The following is a 21,916-nucleotide window of genomic DNA, read 5'->3' on the forward strand; positions in this document are numbered from 1 at the left end:
AATAGAAAAAGTCCTAGAAACCCCTAGGACAATCTCTATTAATCATCACGTCTTTGTGATATTGCAATTAATCTTAATAATTGAAGCACTGATGCTAATGCTGCTGCAACGTATGTTAAGGCAGCTGCTGTTAGTACTTCTCTCCCTTGTTTTATCTCTTTTCCTTCTAATATACCTTCATTCCCAATTTGAACCATAGCTCTACTAGATGCATTGAATTCTACTGGTAAGGTAATTATTTGGAATATTACAGATGCTGAAAATAATAATATCCCAATTTTTAAAAAAGGACCTGTCATAAATAATCCTATGAATATTAAAAACCAAGATATATTAGACGCAAAGTTCACTACAGGAACCAAACTACTTCTCATTTGAAGAGGCGCATATCCCTTAGCATGTTGAATTGCATGCCCACATTCATGTGCTGCAACTGAAACAGAAGTAATAGATGTACCAGAATAAACATCTTGTGATAACCTAACTACATTACTTCTTGGGTCATAGTGGTCGCTAAGACTTCCTCTAACCATTTCAATATTAACATTGTAAAGTCCATTTGCATCTAATATTTTTCTAGCTGTTTGTTCTCCTGTATAACCTAATCTACTTTGAACTCTAAAGTATCTACTTGTTGTGCTACTTACTTTGAACTGAGCATACATAGTAAATAATATACCTGGTATTAAAATAAACAATGTCGGATCAAACATATATCCATAGCCATAGTGCATCATATTTAACACTCTCCTATAAAGAATTTTATTGCATTTTCAACTTCACTTGCATCAATTTTTGTATCTACGCAAGGCCCATTAGGTCTTTTGTTAAAGACTCCTAAAACTGGTACTTGTCTTATATCTTGTACTCCTGCAGTTAAATCTCTTTCGCAAGCTACAGCAACTACAGCCTTAGGTCTAGTTTCTTTTATTTTCTTTCTAGCTAATGTACCTCCAGTTGCTATAAATACATGTACATTGTACTTATCTTGTAAATCTATTAAATCTTTTACATTACAAAGTCCACAACTTTTGCAGTTTCTTACATTTGTAGTTATCTTTAATTTACATTCACTTTTTTGGATACAATGTGGTATTAAAATAAGTATGTCTTCAGGCTTTATCTTATACCTATTACTATATATATAATTATTATTTAATTTTATATATACTTTTCTTATTTCATTTTTAGGCACATTTAAAGTATTCCCTAAAACAATAAGTACAGGATATAAAAAGCTAACTATACTAAAGTTAAACTTCATTATATATTTATTTACTCTTTTATCATTTACAACCATATAGGTAACTAAAGTTGAAAATATAGTAATAATTAATAATAATATTATTACCCCATTTACTAATATAGAAAATATATTTTCAAGACTATTCATAAAAATATTTAATCCCACCAATAAAAATAGTAATATTCCTATTAAAAACACTGTAGTTGTCATGTATTTTTTAAAATTCATAATTTTAACTTCCTAATATAATGTCTGTGTTTATATTGTTTCCTTTTATATATTCAGGCACTTCCATTCTTTTCTTTCCAGCCATTTGGATTTCTTTAATCTGAACTATACCTTCACTTGTAGATACATTTATTCCTTCTTTATCTACACTAATTATAGTTCCAGGATCTTTATCACTGTTTTTATCTATGACTTTAGTTTTCCATATTTTCATAGTTTGACCTTCATAAGTTGTGTAAGCACTAGGCCATGGATTTATTCCTCTCACAAGGTTATGTATATCTATAGCTGATTTATTCCAATCTATATTTCCTAGTGACTTATTCATTATCGGTGAGTAACAAGTATTTTCATTCCTTTGTTTTTCTCTAGGAGCCTCACCTTTTTCTATTAAATCGATAGTTTCTTTTAAAACTTTAGCTCCATCTATCATCATTTTATCATGAAGCTCTCCTGCAGTTATTTCATCATCTAAAGGTATTTCACTTTTTAATATCATATCTCCAGTGTCAAGACCTTCATCCATATACATTGTAGTTACACCTGTTTTTTCTTCTCCGTTTATTATAACCCAGTTTAAAGGAGCTGCTCCTCTGTATCTTGGTAGTAAAGAAGCGTGTACATTAACACATCCATATTTAGGTATATCTAAAATACTCTTTGGAAGTATTTGTCCAAAAGCTACAACTACTATAAGTTCTGGGTTCATTTCTTTTAATGTATCAACAAATGATTCTTCCCTAGCTTTTAAAGGTTGGTATACTGGTATATCATACTTTAGAGCTAATTCCTTTACTGGCGGCATAGCTAATTTTTTACCTCTACCCTTAGGTTTATCTGGTTGAGTAACTACGGCTACAACTTCGTGGCCTTCATCTATTATTTTCTGTAAGCACGGAACTGCAAATTCTGGAGTTCCCATAAATACTATTTTCATATTTTTCAACTCCTACTACTTCTCAATTTTATCTACAAATAATATTCCATCTAAATGGTCTATCTCATGGCAAAATGCTCTTGCTAAAAGTTCTTCACCTTCTATTTCAAACATTTGCCCTTTTCTATTCATAGCTCTAACTTTTGCGTAGTATGGTCTTGTTACAGGCCCACACTCATTTACAACACTTAAACATCCTTCATCATCAGTTTGAGTTCCAGAAGTTTCTATTATCTCTGGATTTATTAGTTCTATAATCCCATCACCTACATCTATTACAGCTATTCTTTTTAATATTCCAACTTGAGGAGCTGCAAGTCCTACTCCATCAGCCTCATACATAGTGTCTGCCATATCATCTAATAATTGAATTATTTTTTCATCGATTTTTTCAACATGTTTACACTTTTTTCTTAATACCGGTTCTCCTATTTGAACTATTTGTCTTAACGCCATTTTATATTCCTCCTAAAATTTTATAATACACTATAAGGGTTTATATCTATTGATATGTTTGTATCCTTATCAAAAACTATATCGCGCTTAGTTATACATATATATTTTATTATACCCTTTAATAGATTAATTTCAATATCATCATCTTTAAATAGTATTTGCCATCTAAAATTTTGATTTATCTTGCTTATAGAACAAGGATTTGGCCCTAATATGAACTCTAAATTACTTATACCTCGTTCTCTTAGTAGATATACTAATGAATCATACATTTTTCTAGCATTTTTCTCTACTTTAGCATTATCTTTTCCACTAATTACAACACTAATCATATTATTAAAAGGAGCATATTCAAATGCTTTTCTTATTTTAATTTCATCTTCATAAAATCCTTTAAAATCATATTTTATAGCATGTCTAATTGCATAATGATCAGTATCGTATGTTTGTAATATAACTTTTCCTTCTTTTTCTGATCTCCCTGCTCTTCCTGCTACTTGAGTTATTAATTGGAATGTAGTTTCTGAACTTCTAAAGTCAGGGAATTTCAAAATCATATCTGCAGATAAAATTCCCACCAAAGTAACATTTTCAAAATCCAAACCTTTACTAAGCATTTGAGTACCTATTAACACATCTGCTTTTTTATTTTTAAAATCATTTAGTATGTTTTCGAATTCACCTTTTCTAGATGTTGTATCCTTATCTAACCTTAATACATTTATATTTGGAAAAATTAACTTTATTTCTTCTTCTATTTTTTGAGTTCCTATTCCAAATGGTTTTATATATTTACTTTTACACTCTGGACATTCTTTTGGAATTTCTTTTTCATATCCACAATAATGGCATTTTCCAGTATTATTTTTTTTATGATATGTAAGAGATATATCACAATTTTCACAAGTAAATACATATCCGCATTTTCTACAAGAAACAAAGTTCGAAAATCCTCTTCTGTTTAAAAATAATATAACTTGATTTCCATAATTTAAAGCGCTTTGTATTTCAACTTTTAACTTATTACTAAATATACTTTTATTACCTACCATCAGCTCTTCTTTCATATCTACAACTTCGATTTTAGGCATAGGCTTTTTATTTGCTCTTTGATTTATTTCTAATAATTTATATTCTCCATTTAATGCATTGAAATATTCCTCAACAGATGGAGTCGCTGACCCTAAAACTAAGGAAACATCTCTTTTATTAGCTATATATTTAGCAACATCTATAGAGTTAAACTTTGGATTCTTCTCAGACTTATACGCACCTTCATGGAATTCATCTATAATTATAACTCCAAGACTTGTAAATGGAGCAAATAAAGCCGATCTAGCCCCAATAAGTATCCTTATTTTCCCCTCTTTTATCTGTTTATACACATCATGTTTTTCACCTTCTGATAACTGACTATGAAAAACTCCAACTATGTCTCCAAATTTATTTTTAAATCTTGATATAGTCTGTGGTGTTAGTGAAATTTCTGGGACTAAAACAATACTATCTAACCCTTGACTTAAGGAATAGTCTATTATCTCCATATATACTTCTGTCTTTCCACTGCCAGTTACTCCGTGTATCATATATGGTTTTTTATTTTCTTCAAACATTTCGCTTTTTATAATATTTACTGTATTTAATTGTTCTTCATTTAAATTTATTTTTTTATCCTCTACAGAATATATCTCTTTAGGTTTTCTATATAAATCTATCTCTTCAATACATACAAGACCTTTTTCTTCTAATTTTAATATACTTTGTCTACATGAGGGGAATACGTCATTTATTTTACTTAATTCAATAGGTTTCTTTTCTTGTACAAACTTAATAAGTTCTTTTTGTTTACTTCCTAGCCTTACCTTATTTTCCAGTATATGTCTGTCTATGTTGTTTATTTGTTTAGATATATCTATAATATAATCTTTTTTCTCATTTTTATGGTTTTTGTATTCCCATTTTACATTTATAATATTTTTTTTCTGTAGTTTATATATTAAGTTATTTAAATTGGGTACTTTCTTTATTTTTTCAAGTTTTATACATCCATGATTTTCTTTAATTATTTTTATTAAATTCATTTCACTATCACTTAAATTATCTAGATCATCATTTATAAGTGTTAAAACTTTATAATTATTTAACTTATAGCCTTTTGGATACAATAAGTTTATGCAATCTATATAAGTACATAAGTATTTATTTCTCATCCATCCAATTAAGCTTATATCATCTTTTGAAAAAATCGGCTCTTCATCTAATATATCTACTACTTTTTTAGTTTTTATATCTTCATCTAATTCGCTCACAATATCAAATACAAATGCTTCTACTGGCTTATTATAAATTCCAAAAGGAACTAGTACTCTATGCCCAATTTTTATATTTTCACTTAAAAATTCTGGAATTTCATATGTAAATAAATTGTCAGTGTATATAGAGTTATTTCTCACTATCACTTTTGCAAATCGCTTCATAATTTAACCTCTATTTCAAATTTATATCGTTATTATCATTTACAGTAAGTTCATTCTTTATAAGTTCATATATTATATCTATTACATTTGCCTATAAATGAAAATTAAGCATCTATATAAATATAGATGCTTATTTGTTTAATAGAGTTTTTATTTTGTCTAAGATAACATCTGCTACCTCTTCTTTTTTCATTTTAGGATGTTCTTGTACAACACCCTCTCTATCTATAATCTTAACTATATTGGTATCAACACCAAATCCAGCACCATCTTGAGTTAAGTCATTTGCTACGATAAAATCTAAATTTTTCTTTTGAATTTTATTTTTAGCATTTTCTAATAAATCATTAGTTTCTGCTGCAAATCCAACTAAAATCTTATTATTTTTTATTTTTCCTAATTCTAAAGCAATATCTTTAGTTCTATCTAGTCTTATGCTTAAATCATCATCAGATTTTTTTATTTTATTATCTGAGTATTCCTTAGGTCTATAATCTGCAACTGCAGCGCTCTTTATAATAACTTGATTTTCATCCATATTTTCTAAAACAGCATTATACATATCTTCCGCTGATTCTATTTGAATAAATTTCTTTAAATTCTGAGGTGGAACTATATTTGTAGGCCCAGATACTAAAGTTACATCCGCTCCTCTTTCTATTGCCTTTTTAGCTATAGAGTATCCCATTTTTCCAGTTGATCTATTCGTTATGTATCTTACCGGATCAATACTTTCAACTGTAGGTCCAGCAGTTATTATCATGCTAGTTCCTTCTAAATCTTTCTTAATTTCTAAAAGTTCAATTATACTATTAAAAATAGTATCAACAGATGCAAGTTTTCCTGATCCTATATCTCCACAAGCTAATCTTCCGCTTTCTGGTTCTACAAACTTATAATCTAAATCTTTTAAAGTTTGTATATTCCTTTGTACAACAGGATTTTCATACATATTAGTATTCATAGCTGGAGCTATAAGAACTTTTGCTTTTGTAGCCATAATAGTCGTAGTCAACATATCATCTGCAATACCATTAGCTACTTTGCCTATAACATTTGCAGTAGCTGGAGCTAATACAAATACATCTGCTTTCTTAGCTAATGATATATGTTCTACATCCCAAGTTTTTGGAGATTCAAACATATCTTCAACTACATAGTTTTGACTTAATGTCTGAAATGTAAGCGGAGCTACAAATTCTGTTGCTGATTTAGTCATTATTACATGTACATTTACACCTGTTTTTTTCAACTTGCTAACTAAGTCACAAGCCTTATAAACAGCTATTCCTCCACATACGCCTATAACAACAGTCTTATCTTTTAGCATGATCTTACTCCTCTATTATATTTTGAGTTTGAGCTAATAAGTGCTTAGCTTCTTCTATTTCTATTTCTTCCTCAGTTAATTTTCTAAATGATATTTTTCTATCTGCAACTTCTTGAGTAGCTAAAGTAACAGGCTTTATTTCTTGATGCTTAGTAGTAGGAACGTATGGAGTAGCTCCATCTATTAATTCTCTAGATCTTTTAGCTACAGTTACTACTAAGTAGTATCTATTATCTATTTGGTTTAATACCTCGTTTATTGATGGTTTTATCATTTTTATAATTCCTCCTTGAATTTCTTTATTATATTATCTTTGTATCTATAAACTTTATTTTTTTCAGCTGATATTATATGTTCTAATTCTTGAGCTGAATTTTTCACATCTTTATTTACTATAAAGTAATCATAATTTTCTATTTGACATATTTCATCCATTGCACAACTAAATCTTTTATTTATTTGTTCTTCAGTTTCTGTTCCTCTTCCAACTATTCTATTTTTAAGTTCGTCAAGAGATGGAGGAAGTATAAATATGAATACCCCTTCTGGATAAACTTCTTTTATTTGTCTAGCTCCTTGCATTTCTATTTCTAAAACAACGTCATGTCCATTTTCTAGATTTTCTAAAATTGCAGCTTTAGGCGTACCATAAAAATTATCATATATTTGAGCATGCTCTAACAGTTCATTATTAACTATCATTGATTTAAACTTATCTTTAGTTACAAAGAAATAGTTAACTCCGTCTACTTCACCGTCTCTTGGATTTCTTGTAGTAGCTGAAACTGATAACTTTACATCCTCATTATTATTTAAAAATTCTTTACATATAGTTCCTTTTCCTGCTCCTGACGGTCCAGAAACAACTAGCAATAAACCTTTCCTCTTCATCTATATCTTCCTTTCTAATTCTCTATATTATCATCTTTGTCTGTGAATCTATGTGCTACGGTTTCTGGTTGTACCGATGATAATATTATATACTGACTATCAGTTATTATAACTGCTCTAGTCTTTCTACCATAAGTAGCATCAATTAATCTTCCATTTTCTTTGCTTTCTTGTATTAATCTTCTTATAGGAGCTGATTCTGGACTTACTATAGCAACTACCTTGTTAGCCATAACTACATTCCCATATCCTATATTTATAAGGTTCGTACTCATAAACGCATCTCCTATTCTATGTTTTGTATCTGTTCTCTTATTTTCTCTAGTTCGCTTTTTACTTCAACAACTAAATTAGTTATATTTAAATCAGATGATTTCGACCCTATAGTATTAGTTTCTCTGTTCATCTCTTGTATTAAAAAGTCTATTTTTCTTCCTATAGACTCATCTTTATGTATAGCTTTTTTAAGTTGTATTATATGGCTTTTAAATCTTACTATTTCTTCTGTTATACTGCATTTATCTGCATATATAGCAACTTCTTGAGCCAATCTATTTTCATCTACAAGACTTGGGTTTTCTAAAATATCAGCTATTCTGCCGTTTAATTTTTCTTTATATTCATTAACAACATTATATGAGTAGTTTTCTATTTGTTCAATATAATCTTTTAACAAATCGCATCTCATATCTATATCATTAGCAAGTTTTAAGCCTTCTTCAACCCTCATATCTTTTAACTTAACTAAACAGTCATTTAATGCATCCCTTAGCATTAACCATAATAAATCTTCATCTTCTTCTTTTTCTTCACTTTTTATTATATCAGGGAATTTTGCTATATTCATAACTGTTATATCATCTTGTAAGTTAAATGTGTCTTTTATATTATTTAATATATTTACATACTCAGAAGCTAACTTCTCATCAAATTTTAAGTTTACATCTTCACTACCTACTAAGTCAAGTTTTATATATAAATCAACTCTACCTCTTTTTATATAATCTTTGACTACATTTCTTATTTTATCCTCTAGAAAAGATATTTTTCTAGGAAGACGTGTGTTTATATCTACGTACTTATGGTTTATAGTTCTACATTCTACGGTAAAATGATAGTTATCATTTTTGTATTCGCCTCTTCCAAAACCTGTCATACTAATAGCCATATGCTATACCTCCAAAGTTCCTTCACATATTTTAACTGCATTTCCTATCATATATACATCATCAAGAAGCTCTATCCTTACGCTTCCGCCTTCTGATTTTACATTAACTATTTCATTAGTTTTACCTAAATAGTTAGCTAAAATTACAGAAGCTGTCATACCTGTCCCACATCCTAGAGTATATCCGCATCCTCTTTCCCATGTGTATACATGTATGTTATCTTTATCATCAATTTTAACAAAATTAACATTAGTTTTATTTGGGAAAATTTCATTTTCTTCTATAAGTTTTCCATATTTATATATATCTTCTTTTATAAGTTCATCTACGAATACAATAGTATGTGGCACTCCCATTAGAATTGAACTTACTTCTACTTCTTTATTATCTATTAATAGCTTTTCTTTTATAAAGACTTCTTTATTTGTATTTACTGGAATGTTTTTTGGATTGAAATTTGGTTTTCCCATATTTACGCTTATAGTATAATTTTTTTCACTTTCTATATTTAAAGATATTTTTTTTATTCCGTCAAGTGTGTATACACTAAATTCTGTATCTTTTACTATGTTATTGTCATACACAAACTTACAAAAACATCTTAATCCATTTCCACACATATTAGCTCTTGATCCATCAGAATTATAATATACCATTTCTACATCAGATATATCAGAGGTTTTAACTACTAGTAGTCCATCAGCTCCAACGCCAAATCTTCTATGACACACTTTTTTAGCTAAATCTGAGTAGTCGTTAGAATCTTTATTATCAAACCTACCGTCAATTGCTATAAAATCATTTCCGACTCCATGTAATTTCCAGAAGTTCATTTATATCCCCCCTATAAAATTGAATTCTTAGCTTATTATACAATATTTTGTTCATAAAAGGAAATTATATTGAGTGTAAACTCTATATTATTTTAGACTATATTCTCAATATTATATTCACATTATTATTTATATGTGTAATAATTTACTTACTTAATAAATTTTGAAAGGAATGATATTATGGCATTCGATGGTTTAGTTGTTCATTCAATTTGTGATGAACTGTCTTCTAAGTTAGTTGGAGGAAAAATAGATAAAATATATCAACCAGAAAACGATGAAATAGTTTTACATATACGAAACAATAAAGAGAATTTTAAGCTAGTACTTAGTGCAAGCTCATCTAATCCTAGAATTTACCTTTCTAGTTCTTATAAAAAGGAAAATCCTATGAATGCTCCTATGTTTTGTATGTTACTTAGAAAGTATATCCAAAGCGGAAACATAGTTAGCGTTTCTCAAATTGGATTTGAGAGAATTGTAAAAATTACGGTTGAATCTTTAGATGAATTAAAATCAAAAACTACTAAAGATTTAATAATAGAAATAATGGGAAGACACAGTAATATAATTTTGACTCATGAAGAAGATAAAATAGTCGATTCAATAAAAAGAATACCTCCTAGTATTAGTAGGGTTAGACAACTTCTTCCAGGTATAACATATACACTGCCTCCTGCTCAAGATAAGTTAGATCCACTTGAATTAATTTCTATAGATCAGTTTAAAGAATTACTTCAAGATTTTAATGGTCCTATATTAAAATCTATATATTCTAAATTTTTAGGTATAAGTCCGACTGTGTCTAAGGAAATATGCTTTAGATCAAATTTAGATAGCGCTATGCTAGCTTCTGATTTAAATGATGAAAGCTTTAACAGGCTACACAAAGAGTTTATAAATGTTATGCAGAGCGTCAAAGACGCAAATTATAACCCATGCTTAGCTTTAGATCCTTTTATTGATAAGCTTTTAGATTTTAGTTGTATAAATCTTTCTCTATTTAATGACTTAAAAGTTGTTCATAATGAAAGTATTTCATCAATAATAGAAAGCTTCTATTCAAATAAAGATGCTAAGGAAAGAATAAATCAACGTGCATCAGACTTTAAGAAAAGCATATCTATAAAACTAGATAGACTTTATAATAAATTAAAGAAACAAGAATTAGAACTTAAGGAATCTGATAATGCTATAATCTACAAAGTTAAGGGCGAACTTATAACTTCATATATTTATATGGTGGAAAAGGGAATGAAGTCTGTAGAGGTTCAAAATTTTTATGATGAAAACTGTTCTACAGTAAAAATCGATTTAAACCCAAACTTAACTCCATCTGAGAACGCTCAAAAATACTTTAAAAAGTATACTAAATTAAAACATGCAAAGAAAGAGATAAGTGCTCAAGTTGAACTTAGCTTAGAAGAAATTGATTATCTTGAAAATATAATGCTTAGTATAGATAACTGTGATAACCTAGCTGAACTTAACGATATAAAAGAAGAACTTCAAAAACTTGGATATATGCGTGGCAAGGTTAAATCAAAAAAAGAGAAAAATACTTTAACGACTAAACCAAATGAATTTTTATCTTCTGATGGGTTTACAATCTTGGTAGGTAAAAACAATAAGCAAAATGATTTTCTTACTCTTAGAGTCGCTAATAATGATGATTTATGGATGCATACTAAAAACATCCCAGGTTCTCACGTAATAATAAAATCAGATGGTAAGGAAATACCTGAATCAACTATTTTTGAAGGAGCAATGCTAGCTTCATTTTTTAGCAAATCTAAAATGTCAGCTCAAGTTCCAGTTGATTATACCTTAAAGAAAAATGTAAAAAAACCAAATGGTTCTAAACCAGGAATGGTTATATATGAAACAAATAGTACTATTTATGTAACTCCATCTGAAGAGTTAGTAGTTAAATTAAAAAAACAGGGTTAAACCCTGTTTTTTTTATTTATATTTATAATTATATAAGCTGAGAGTTAAGAACTGCTGATTCTTTCTCAACATCCTTTTTAAAGTCTTCTTTATTTAATACTCTATTTAGTATAATACCTACTATTGCAGCTAAACTTAGCCCTGTAATTGTAACAGTTTTAGTTACAGGTATTCCTATAACAATTCCTTTATTACTTAAGTAAGTAGTTCCTAAGCCGATTACCATTATAGTAGCTATTATTATTATATTCTTTTTACTTTCTACACATTTGCTATCGTTTATTGTTTTTAACCCTACATATGAAATCATTGAGAATAACATTATACTTATTCCACCCATAACTTCTGTAGGTATACTTTGTAAAAACCCTCCAAACTTACTTACACATGCTAGTAATATTGCACATATAGCAGTTCTTCTTAATATTGATGGGTCATAATTTTTAGTTATAGCAAGTACTGCTGTATTTTCTCCATAAGTCGTATTTGCTGGTCCTCCTAAAAATCCTGCCATAATAGTAGCCAATGCATCTCCCATTAACGTTCTGTGAAGCCCTGGTTCTTCTATGAAATTCTTTCCTACTACAGTTCCATTAGTAGTCATGTCTCCTATATGTTCCATGAATACCGCTAAAACTACAGGTGCAATTAAAACTATAGCTTGTAAACTAAATTTTGGTAGTGTAAATTGTGGTATTTGTAAAAGAGCCGTATTTGTACTCATAAATGAAACATCTACATTCCCTAGTATTAAAGATACTGTGTATCCTATAGCTACAGCTATTATTATATTTAATTGCTTTATAAATCCTTTACAAAATACATTTATTGCTATTGCTAATCCTAATGTCATAATTGCTATTAAAAAATTATTTGATGCCATATCAACTGCAGTTGGTAATAGGTTAAGTCCTATAACTGCTATCATTGCTCCAACCACTTGAGCTGGGAAATATTTTTTAATTTTATCTACACCTACTTTTTTTATAACTGCTGCCATTATTAAATATATAATTCCGGCTACTATTATTCCACCTTGAGCATATGCTAAATCTCCATTGTGAGCTTCTTTAGCAGCTATTATAACTGGTATAAATGCAAAACTTGAACCTAAGAAAACTGGAACTACTCCTTTTGTACATGCATGGAAAATTAATGTCCCTACTCCTGCACAGAAAATAGCAACCGCTGGATTAAATCCTGTTAATATCGGTACTAAAACTGTAGCTCCAAACATAGCTAATAAATGTTGTAATGATAACATTGTTTTTTTCATAAAAAAACCTCCCTATTTTTAGTTTGGGAGAAATAATTCTCCCTTTTTCAGTATCTCTGTACTGAATTAAAAGGTGTTAACCTTATATAATTTTATGCTTTTACTCGTTTATAGTTACTGAATCTTGTTCATCAGTTTCATTTAACATAACTGAAATTACCTCATGTTTTGATGTTGGAACATTTTTACCTACATAATCTGCTCTTACAGGTAACTCTCTATGCCCTCTATCAACTAACACAGCTAATTGAATAGACTTAGGTCTTCCTATATCCATAATTGCATCTAAAGCTGCTCTTACTGTTCTTCCTGTGTATAACACATCATCAACTAGTATTACAACCTTATCATTTATATCAAAGTTTATATTAGATCCATTTATAACCGGATCTGTATCTACTTTTTCTAAATCATCTCTATATAGAGTTATATCAATTTCACCAGTATTTACACATACATCTTCTATACTTTGTATTTTCTTTGCTATTCTATTTGCTATAGGAACTCCTCTTGTTTTTATTCCTACTAAAACAACATCTTCTACACCTTTATTTTTCTCTATAATTTCATGGCTTACTCTAGTTATAGCTCTTCCCATAGCTTTTTCATCCATTAATTGCGCCTTTTCTTTCATTAAAATCCTCCTTTGTCATAAGGTTAAGTTGTAAAAATTCGCTTAGCTCATATCGTCAACGTCCGCTCGGCAAGCTTACGTCCCGTTACTCAAAAAAGCTTCTTACCCTTAGGCAAGAAGCTATACTTATCAAATATAAAGAATCTTATATTTTCTATAAGTTCTCATTCTCTCGCCTTTTGATCTCTCTGGACCAATTAAAGGTAACATTCATTTTTTATAATTATATACTAATAAACTACTTTTAACAACCACTTTTATTTCATTTTAGATATTAAGTCACTGAAATATTTTGGAAGTTCTGAATTGAACTCAACATATTCATTAGTTGTAGGATGCATGAAACCTAACTTTCTAGCATGTAAGGTTTGTCCTTTTATCCCAAACTTATTATTTTTCGGACCATATAGAGGGTCCCCTAATAAAGGATGATTTAAAGATAATGCATGAACTCTTATTTGATGTGTTCTTCCAGTCTCTAAAGTTGCCTTAACATGAGTAAAGTTTTCATATCTATTTATGACTTCAAAGTGAGTAATTGCATTTTTTCCATCTTTAACGATACCCATCTTCAATCTATCTTTAGGATTTCTTCCAATAGGTTTATCAACAGTTATTTTATCTTCTTTCATAACTCCGTGGCATATAAACTCATATTCTCTAGTTATTGAATGATCTTTTAGCTGTTCTGCTAGCGAATTATGTGCTTTATTATTTTTTGCAATCATTAAAAGACCAGACGTATCTTTATCTATTCTGTGTACTATCCCAGGTCTTATCACTCCGTTTATAGAAGATAAATTCTCTCTACAATGATATAAAATTGCATTTACTAACGTATTATCATAGTTTCCAGGCGCTGGATGAACAACCATATCTTGAGGTTTATTAACTATTAATAAGTCGCCATCTTCATAAACAATATCAATCGGTATATCTTGTGGAGTCACTTCAAGAAGTTTTGGTGCTGGTATCTCAATAATTACATGATCATCTTCTTTTACCAAGTATTTTGCTTTTTCAATTTTATTATTAACCTTAACTTTTTTATCTTTTATAATCTTTTGTATATAACTCCTAGACATTTCACCTAACTGTCCAGACAAATACACATCTAGCCTATCGCCTTCTTCTTCATCTATAACTAAAAATTGTCTTACTTCTTCCATAATTTCACCTACTTGTCATTTTCAAAAAATATTATGTATATGCATAATAATATAGTTCCTATAACTACAAATACATCTGCTACATTAAATACATAGTTCCAAACTATTCTAAAATCAAAATAATCTACTACAAATCCTAATCTTACTCTATCTATAAGATTCCCTATAGCTCCTGCTATTATAAGAATTATAGCACTTTTACCAAGTAAGTTTAGTTGCTTTTTGTATAGATAATATAATCCAAATATGCATGCAGCCAAAGCAACCACTACAAAAATCATTTGGTTATTTTGAAACATTCCAAATGCTGCTCCTCTATTTTCTACATATGTTAAATGAAATATATCTTTAATTATAGGTATACTCCCTATATTAACTAAATACTTTACAGCTAAAAATTTAGATATTTGATCTAATCCTATTAAGCCTAATATAATAAGTATATATATCAAAAAAATATCCTCCTCAATTGTTTTAATCTATATATATTATATATATTAACATATATATGGGCAATACATGTTAATATCAAAAAAAGATAGCAATTGCTATCTCTCTTTGATTTATTCTTTAACAAGATCTGATATAGTTACAAATTCATATCCTTGTTTTTGTAACTCTGGAATTATACATTCTAAAGCTTTTATAGTTTGTGATTTATCATTTCTTATACTGTTGTAGTCATGAAGTAAAACTATACTACCATTTTTCGCATTTTTTTCTATTGTACTTATAATATTTCCAACTCCAGGATTACTCCAATCTCTAGCATCAAAATCAGACCACAACACAACTTTCATATCTTTTGATTTCATTAAGTTAAATAAGCTTTCATTTATTGCTCTATATGGAGGTCTAAACCAAGTTGGTTCTTTACCTGTAACTTTTTTTATAATTTCTTGAGTTTTTATAATTTCACTATTAAGCTTTTCAGGTGAATTATTGCATACATTTATATGCGTAAATGTATGATTCCCAATTTCATGCCCCTCATCAAATGCTCTTTTTACAATTTCAGGATTCCACCCAACTTTTTGACCTACTACAAAAAATGTGGCTTTTGCATTATTTTTTTTAAGTATGTCTAGTATTTGTGGTGTAAAATCTTCATCAGGACCATCATCAAAGGTTAAAGCTATAACTTTTTTCTGATCACTACCTCTTTTAATTATTATATCTTCATATTTTTTTGATATATTATTTTTATTATTAAAAACTTCAGTTTCATTTGACTTTGGCATATTAAATATACCTAATGCTAAAATCAAAAAAAATATAGGTATAATTAACTTCTTCATATTACCGCCTCTTTTCTAGTAGTCATCTCTCATATCTCTATTCATATCAACTAAATCTTTAACTTCTCGTGTAAATAAATTAGGTCCACTAAAATTATCTTTTATACTAACACTCTCTATATTATTTACTGGTCTTTCTTCTTTTTTAGCACAATCTACACATAATCTAGTTTCTGGAATAAAATCTAAGCGATCTTCCTCTATACCTTTTTTGCAACTTTCACAAATTCCATAAGATCCATTTTGTATTTTATATAGGGCATTATCAATTTCATTTAGCTTAAATTTTTCATGATTAGTTAAACTATTTTGCATCTCTTGCATATATACTTCACTTCCTATATCCGCAAGATGATTATCATAACTTGAAAGCTCACCTGATGTGTACTTCTCACTTGTATGTTCAGTAGTGTTTCCAAATACAGTGTTATCTTCCATTTCTGATACTAAATTTATTATATTATTTTTTTCTTCTAATAACATCTTTTCATATTTTTTATTATTCATAATAATCCTCTACCTTCCTCTAAAATTATCTACCATATCTAAAAATTCAGCTATATATTCTCCTATAATAGGTAAGTTAACCCATTTAGATACAATATATAAAACTAAACCTGTAAGAAAACTGAATCCAATAGCTTGCCCAAAACCTTTCCCAATTCCTGCTATAAAGTTAATTGCAAACATTCGTCTTCTACTATCTGTTAAAATCATATAATCCATAATTCTACTTCTTTCAAACATATATAACAGACTGTCTATTCTATTATTTGCAATTTCAAGTGCTTTTAATAGTGCACTAGATTCATCATTTCCATGGATTCTTTTATCAATCTCTTTCATACTCAATGCTTTAACTTCTTCTATATATATTTCTTTTTCATTTTTTCTATTTCCTAATCTATATCGCTTCAAAACTTAACACGTCCTCTTCACATAGAAAAACTTTTTACAATTTTATTATTCCAACTTTTATATTTTAAATACAAGAATTTGCTTTACTAATAGTACTTAATTAATGTTTTATTACACAAAAAAAGCCCTATTAAATAGGGCTTTCAATCTTAATTTTATAAAAATTTCTTTTCTATCAATCCAACTTTTTTATAAACTTTTCTTAGGGTTTTTCTAGCTTGATATTCTGCCTTTTGAGCACCTTTAGCATATATATCTTCTAGGTAATCCTTATTTGAAAGTAAGTATTCATATTGGTCTTTTATAGGTTTTAAAGTTTCTACTATTACTTCAGCAACGTCATTTTTAAAATCTCCATATCCTTTACCTTCATACATAGCAACTACATCTTCTATAGATTTATTGTCTAGTTTTGAGTATATATCTAAAAGATTTTTTATACCTGGTTGCTCATCACTATATCTAACTACTCCAACAGAATCTGTTACACTTCTTTTTATTTTTCTTCTTATTGTATCAGCATCATCAACTAATAATATATATCCATTTTCATTTTCATCTGATTTACTCATTTTTTTAGTTGGTTCTTGTAAGCTCATTACTCTAGCTCCAGCTTTTGGTATATATGGTTCTGGAACTTTAAATGTAGGGCTATATCTGTTGTTAAATCTATTTGCTAAATCTCTAGCTAACTCTAGATGTTGTTTTTGATCTTCTCCAACTGGCACTAAATCTGTTTGATATAATAATATATCTGCAGCCATTAGAACTGGATAAGTAAACAATCCTGCATTTAAATTGGCTTCGCTTTTTTGAGATTTATCTTTAAACTGAGTCATTCTACTTAACTCACCCATATATGTCATTGTATTTAAAATCCACATTAACTCTGTATGACAACTAACATGTGACTGTATGAATATAGTATTTTTTTCTGGATCTAAACCACTTGCCATGTATTGAGCTAATAACTGCATTGTATTTGCTCTTAAATTTTTAGCTTCTTGTGGAACTGTTATTGCATGTAAATCTACTACACTATAATAGCAGTTATAATCTTCTTGTAATTCTTTCCAATTTTTTATAGCTCCAAGATAATTTCCTAATGTTAATTTACCTGATGGTTGAGCCCCACTAAATATTATTTTCTTTTCACTCATATTTAATGCCTCCTATAAATTTTTTAACATTCTAAGTACTATATCTTTTGAGTTGTGAGCTGCTTGACCTACAAACTCTTCATATGTTACATCTGCACTTCCGTCTGCTTTATCTGACATAGCTCTTATAACTACAAATGGAGTATGATTCACATAGCATACATGTGCTATAGCAGCTCCTTCCATTTCTCCACAGTATCCGTTAAATTCTTTTACTAGTTCATCTTTTAATTCCTTGCTACTTATAAATATATCTCCACTTAAAACTCTACCTTTTAAAACTTTATGAGTTTTAACTTCTGCTTTTGATGATTCATAAGCCGCATTTATTAATTTTTCATCTGCTTTAAATATTGAATTATCCATTCTAGGTATCATACCTTTTTTATCACCAAATACAGTAGTGTCAAAGTCATGTTGTATCGCATCTGTAGATATAACTATATCATATACATCTAGTTCTTCATTTAATGCTCCTGCTACACCTGTATTAACAACTGCATCTACCTTAAATTCACTTATTAATATTTGGGCACATAATGCAGCATTTACTTTACCTATTCCACATCTAACTAAAACAATATCTTTATTTTCTAATTTTCCTACATAAAATTTTAAACTAGCTTTTTCTATAGTTTCTTCTATGTCCATTATATCTCTTAATATATCTACTTCCTCATCCATTGCACCTATTATTCCTATTTTGTTCATTTCTAAATTCCTCCTATATGTTATTAATCTTTATTTTTTTATAATTAAAAAATCCGCCCTAAATAAATAGGACGGATATATTTTCCGCGGTACCACCTAAATTATATACATTTTTATATGCATATCACTTAATAATTTCTGCTATAACGTGCAGTCACGATATCAGCTACTCTTTAAATTTCACCTAATTCCTCAAAGGTCCATTCATTAAATTTATTTATATTGAGTTCTCAGCTACCTCAATTCTCTGTATTAAATAAGAAATTTAATTACTAATCCTCTTCACTGGATTTTTATATTATATTTTTATATTTATTTTATATGATATGTTTTAATCTAAAAAAAGTCAACCATTTAAACTACATATTTTTTTCTACCACCTAATTCCCATAAAAAAGAAGCTGTCTCAAAATAGTTATTAAATAGTAAATATATAAGTTTTAGCGACCTTTAAAGCTTCTTTTTAGCTTTGGAAGCAAAACTTATATATTTATCCTATTCATACTACTATTTTGGTACAACTTCTTCAATTTAAACTATTTTCTTGTAACTTTTATACCTGTCATGTGGTCATTTAAGTTATGTTTTTCTATAGTTTCATCATCAACTCTATTTATGTTTAAAGCTAAAGTTTCTGATTTTATATATTCAGAGTATTCATTTATAGCATTTGCTATTTCATCATCTGAACAATAATCAATATCTATATTATCTAAAACATCAAAGTCACTAGATTTTCTTAATTGTTGAACTTTAGATATAAATTCTCTAGCATATCCTTCATTTATTAAAGTCTCATTTAAAGTTGTATCTAATATTACAAATAGGTTGTTTTCCATAGTAACATTAAACCCTTCTTTAGCTGATATATTTATTAATACATGATCTTTATTAAACTCAAATTCTTCTCCGTCTATATCTACACTTATAGACTCTCCAGCTTCTAGCTTAGGTACAACTTCACTTGCATCAAGTTTATTTAATGCTCCAGCAAAGAATTTCATCTTAGCTCCAAGCACAGGTCCTAAAACTTTGAAGTTTGGTTTTAATGTAAAGTTCATATATTCTCCTAAATCTTTAGCAAATACAACTTCTTTAACATTAAGTTCTTCTTTTATTAAGTCAACAACATCACTTATAGTACCTTCATATTTTCCATCTACTAATACTTTTTGTATAGGTTGACGAACTTTTATTCTAGTAGCTTCTCTTGATGCTCTTCCTAATGTAACTAAGTTTTTAACTAAATCCATTTTTTCTTCTAGGTTATTATCTATTAAATCTAAATTAGCTTTAGGATAAGTAGCTAAGTGAACTGAAGTTTCATTAGTTAAATTTCTATATATTTCTTCTGCTATAAATGGTGTAAATGGAGCTATTAACTTGCAAAGCTCTGTTAATATCTCGTAAGTTGTATTATAAACTGACTTTTTATCTTCTGTTAATTCAGTAGCCCAGAATCTTCTTCTTGAACGTCTTATATACCAGTTAGATAAATCTTCATTTATAAATTCTTGAACCATTCTAACAGTTTTATTTAATTCAAATATTTCTAAGTTTTCTTCTACTTCTTTCTTTAAGTTGTTAAACTTAGATAATATCCATCTGTCTAATTCTGGTCTATCTTTATATTCAACGAAGAACTCTGATGGATTTATATTATCTGTATTTGCATATAATGTGAAGAAGTTATATACATTTTTCATAGTTCCTAAGAATTTACTTTGAACTTCTTTTAATCCATCTACATCAAATCTTGTTGGAGTCCATGGTGGAGATACATATAGTAAATACCATCTTAATGCATCTGCTCCATATTGATCAAATAATTCAAAAGGATTTACTGTATTTCCTCTTGATTTACTCATTTTCTTACCTTCTTTATCAAGTACTAAGTCATTAACTAAAACTCTCTTATATGGAGCTTTACCTGTAACGAAAGTAGATATAGCAAGTAATGAGTAGAACCATCCTCTAGTTTGATCTATACCTTCACATATAAAATCTGCTGGGAATAAATCATCAAAGTTTTCTTTATTTTCAAATGGGTAGTGATGTTGTGCAAATGGCATAGAACCACTGTCAAACCAACAGTCTATAACTTCTGTTACTCTAGTCATAGTGCCTCCACACTTCTCGCACTTAAAGTGTATATCATCTACATATGGTCTGTGTAATTCTATAGTTTTTGGATCTATATCTTCTATAGCTTTATTAGCAAGCTCTTCTCTTGATCCTACAGATTCTTTATGACCGCATTCACACTTCCATACATTTAATGGTGTTCCCCAGTATCTACTTCTAGATATTGCCCAGTCATTTAAATTTTCTAACCAGTTACCAAATCTTCCTTCTCCTACGAAACCTGGATACCATTCAACAGTTTTATTATTTGCTATTAATTGATCTTTTAGCTTAGTCATTTCTATATACCAGCTTGGTTTTGCATAGTATAAAAGTGGAGTTTGGCATCTCCAGCAGTGAGGATAGTTATGAGCTACCTTTTCTTTGCTGAATAATTTATTTTCTCCGTGTAACCATTTTATAATTTCAACGTCTACACCATCTTCCATTACAAATTTGCCTTCCCATGGAGTAGTTGTAAACTTACCTGCTTCTGAAACTGGTTGTAACACTGGTAAATCGTATTTTCTTCCTAAATTGTAGTCATCTTCACCAAATGCTGGTGCTGTATGAACTATTCCTGTACCATCTTCTGTTGTTACATAGTCACCTAAAGTAACAAAGAATGCTTTTTTATCTGCTTCAACAAATGGCATTAATTGTTCATATTCAACGAACTCTAAATCCTTACCTTTTAATTCTTCTATAATTTCATAATCTTCTCCTAAAACTTTATTAGCTAAAGCTTTAGCAACATAGTATATTTCGTCATTTTGCTTAACTTTTATATAGTCTATTTCAGCACCTACTGTTAAAGCAACATTTGATGGTAATGTCCAAGGAGTTGTTGTCCATGCTAAGAAATATTCATCAGCATCTTTTCTCTTGAACTTAGCTATTACTGTATTATTTTTTATTTCTTTATATCCTTGTGCAACCTCATGAGATGCAAGACCTGTTCCACATCTTGGACAGTATGGAAGTATTTTATGACCTTCATATACGTATCCTTCTTTGTTGAACTTATCTAATAGTGATAGGTAAGACTTTGAAGTTATCTCCATCTTTTCCCCCACCCCACACCGTACGTGAGACTTTCACCTCATACG

22 protein-coding genes and 1 other annotated feature are annotated in these 21,916 nt (G+C 28.9%); of the genes, 1 reads left to right on the plus strand and 21 read right to left on the minus strand.

Annotation, left to right across the window (positions count from 1 at the left end):
* Positions 1–38 precede the first annotated feature (38 nt).
* From KXZ80_RS12870 to dapF, 11 genes are all read right to left on the minus strand, one after another.
* On the minus strand, positions 39–737 hold the full coding sequence (locus tag KXZ80_RS12870; protein ID WP_021433845.1) for a zinc metallopeptidase: 699 nt from the start codon (positions 735–737) through the stop codon (positions 39–41).
* Between the two features lie 2 nt (positions 738–739).
* Positions 740–1,474 carry a DUF116 domain-containing protein gene (locus KXZ80_RS12875; protein ID WP_021433846.1) on the minus strand — a complete coding sequence of 245 codons (735 nt, stop codon included), beginning with the start codon at positions 1,472–1,474 and terminating at the stop codon, positions 740–742.
* A 4-nt stretch (positions 1,475–1,478) separates the two neighbouring features.
* Positions 1,479–2,411: a methionyl-tRNA formyltransferase gene (fmt, locus tag KXZ80_RS12880; protein WP_021433847.1), complete on the minus strand. Its 933-nt coding sequence runs from the start codon at positions 2,409–2,411 to the stop codon at positions 1,479–1,481.
* Positions 2,412–2,426: 15 nt separating this feature from the next.
* Positions 2,427–2,867 carry a peptide deformylase gene (gene def / locus KXZ80_RS12885; RefSeq protein WP_021430007.1) on the minus strand — a complete coding sequence of 147 codons (441 nt, stop codon included), beginning with the start codon at positions 2,865–2,867 and terminating at the stop codon, positions 2,427–2,429.
* A gap of 20 nt (positions 2,868–2,887) precedes the next feature.
* Positions 2,888–5,344: a primosomal protein N' gene (gene priA / locus KXZ80_RS12890; RefSeq protein ID WP_021433848.1), complete on the minus strand. Its 2,457-nt coding sequence runs from the start codon at positions 5,342–5,344 to the stop codon at positions 2,888–2,890.
* A gap of 130 nt (positions 5,345–5,474) precedes the next feature.
* Positions 5,475–6,674 (minus strand): bifunctional phosphopantothenoylcysteine decarboxylase/phosphopantothenate--cysteine ligase CoaBC, encoded by a 1,200-nt coding sequence (gene coaBC / locus KXZ80_RS12895; RefSeq protein ID WP_021433849.1) that lies wholly within the window; start codon positions 6,672–6,674, stop codon positions 5,475–5,477.
* A 4-nt stretch (positions 6,675–6,678) separates the two neighbouring features.
* Entirely contained in the window at positions 6,679–6,948 is a 270-nt protein-coding gene (rpoZ, locus tag KXZ80_RS12900; RefSeq protein ID WP_021430086.1) for a DNA-directed RNA polymerase subunit omega, read from the minus strand.
* Positions 6,949–6,950: 2 nt separating this feature from the next.
* Positions 6,951–7,565, minus strand: a complete 615-nt coding sequence (gene gmk / locus KXZ80_RS12905) for a guanylate kinase (protein WP_021430076.1) — start codon at positions 7,563–7,565, stop codon at positions 6,951–6,953.
* A 14-nt stretch (positions 7,566–7,579) separates the two neighbouring features.
* Positions 7,580–7,840, minus strand: a complete 261-nt coding sequence (remA, locus tag KXZ80_RS12910; protein WP_021430041.1) for an extracellular matrix/biofilm regulator RemA — start codon at positions 7,838–7,840, stop codon at positions 7,580–7,582.
* 11 nt (positions 7,841–7,851) lie between these two features.
* Positions 7,852–8,733 carry a YicC/YloC family endoribonuclease gene (locus KXZ80_RS12915; protein ID WP_021430081.1) on the minus strand — a complete coding sequence of 294 codons (882 nt, stop codon included), beginning with the start codon at positions 8,731–8,733 and terminating at the stop codon, positions 7,852–7,854.
* A 3-nt stretch (positions 8,734–8,736) separates the two neighbouring features.
* Complete coding sequence (dapF, locus tag KXZ80_RS12920; protein ID WP_021433850.1) at positions 8,737–9,567, minus strand: diaminopimelate epimerase; 831 nt, start codon at positions 9,565–9,567, stop codon at positions 8,737–8,739.
* A 180-nt stretch (positions 9,568–9,747) separates the two neighbouring features.
* Between dapF and KXZ80_RS12925 the strand changes: the two genes are divergently transcribed.
* A complete protein-coding gene (locus tag KXZ80_RS12925; protein WP_021433851.1) occupies positions 9,748–11,517 on the plus strand; it encodes an Rqc2 family fibronectin-binding protein in 1,770 nt (589 codons plus the stop codon).
* Between the two features lie 28 nt (positions 11,518–11,545).
* On the opposite strand, the gene KXZ80_RS12930 is transcribed toward KXZ80_RS12925, so the two are convergent.
* From KXZ80_RS12930 to ileS, 10 genes are all read right to left on the minus strand, one after another.
* Positions 11,546–12,793 carry a uracil-xanthine permease family protein gene (locus KXZ80_RS12930; protein WP_021433852.1) on the minus strand — a complete coding sequence of 416 codons (1,248 nt, stop codon included), beginning with the start codon at positions 12,791–12,793 and terminating at the stop codon, positions 11,546–11,548.
* 100 nt (positions 12,794–12,893) lie between these two features.
* Positions 12,894–13,427 carry a bifunctional pyr operon transcriptional regulator/uracil phosphoribosyltransferase PyrR gene (gene pyrR / locus KXZ80_RS12935; protein WP_021433853.1) on the minus strand — a complete coding sequence of 178 codons (534 nt, stop codon included), beginning with the start codon at positions 13,425–13,427 and terminating at the stop codon, positions 12,894–12,896.
* A 257-nt stretch (positions 13,428–13,684) separates the two neighbouring features.
* A complete protein-coding gene (locus tag KXZ80_RS12940) occupies positions 13,685–14,596 on the minus strand; it encodes an RluA family pseudouridine synthase (RefSeq protein ID WP_021433854.1) in 912 nt (303 codons plus the stop codon).
* Between the two features lie 8 nt (positions 14,597–14,604).
* Positions 14,605–15,048 (minus strand): signal peptidase II, encoded by a 444-nt coding sequence (lspA, locus tag KXZ80_RS12945; protein WP_021433855.1) that lies wholly within the window; start codon positions 15,046–15,048, stop codon positions 14,605–14,607.
* A gap of 111 nt (positions 15,049–15,159) precedes the next feature.
* Positions 15,160–15,894 carry a polysaccharide deacetylase family protein gene (locus tag KXZ80_RS12950; RefSeq protein WP_021433856.1) on the minus strand — a complete coding sequence of 245 codons (735 nt, stop codon included), beginning with the start codon at positions 15,892–15,894 and terminating at the stop codon, positions 15,160–15,162.
* Between the two features lie 15 nt (positions 15,895–15,909).
* Positions 15,910–16,401, minus strand: a complete 492-nt coding sequence (locus KXZ80_RS12955; protein ID WP_021433857.1) for a TraR/DksA C4-type zinc finger protein — start codon at positions 16,399–16,401, stop codon at positions 15,910–15,912.
* Positions 16,402–16,410: 9 nt separating this feature from the next.
* A complete protein-coding gene (locus KXZ80_RS12960; RefSeq protein ID WP_021433858.1) occupies positions 16,411–16,812 on the minus strand; it encodes a DUF5665 domain-containing protein in 402 nt (133 codons plus the stop codon).
* 155 nt (positions 16,813–16,967) lie between these two features.
* Positions 16,968–17,972, minus strand: coding sequence for a tryptophan--tRNA ligase (gene trpS, locus KXZ80_RS12965; protein WP_021430009.1), 1,005 nt, complete (start codon positions 17,970–17,972; stop codon positions 16,968–16,970).
* A gap of 12 nt (positions 17,973–17,984) precedes the next feature.
* Entirely contained in the window at positions 17,985–18,683 is a 699-nt protein-coding gene (locus tag KXZ80_RS12970; protein ID WP_021433859.1) for a 5'-methylthioadenosine/adenosylhomocysteine nucleosidase, read from the minus strand.
* A 64-nt stretch (positions 18,684–18,747) separates the two neighbouring features.
* Positions 18,748–18,978: a binding site (T-box leader), on the minus strand.
* A 241-nt stretch (positions 18,979–19,219) separates the two neighbouring features.
* The gene (gene ileS, locus KXZ80_RS12975; RefSeq protein ID WP_021433860.1) at positions 19,220–21,871 is read right to left on the minus strand and encodes an isoleucine--tRNA ligase; all 2,652 of its coding nucleotides are present in this window, start codon (positions 21,869–21,871) and stop codon (positions 19,220–19,222) included.
* Positions 21,872–21,916: the final 45 nt, after the last annotated feature.

This window comes from Paraclostridium bifermentans (assembly GCF_019916025.1).
In the GTDB taxonomy this organism is placed as follows: Bacteria; Bacillota; Clostridia; order Peptostreptococcales; family Peptostreptococcaceae; genus Paraclostridium; species Paraclostridium bifermentans.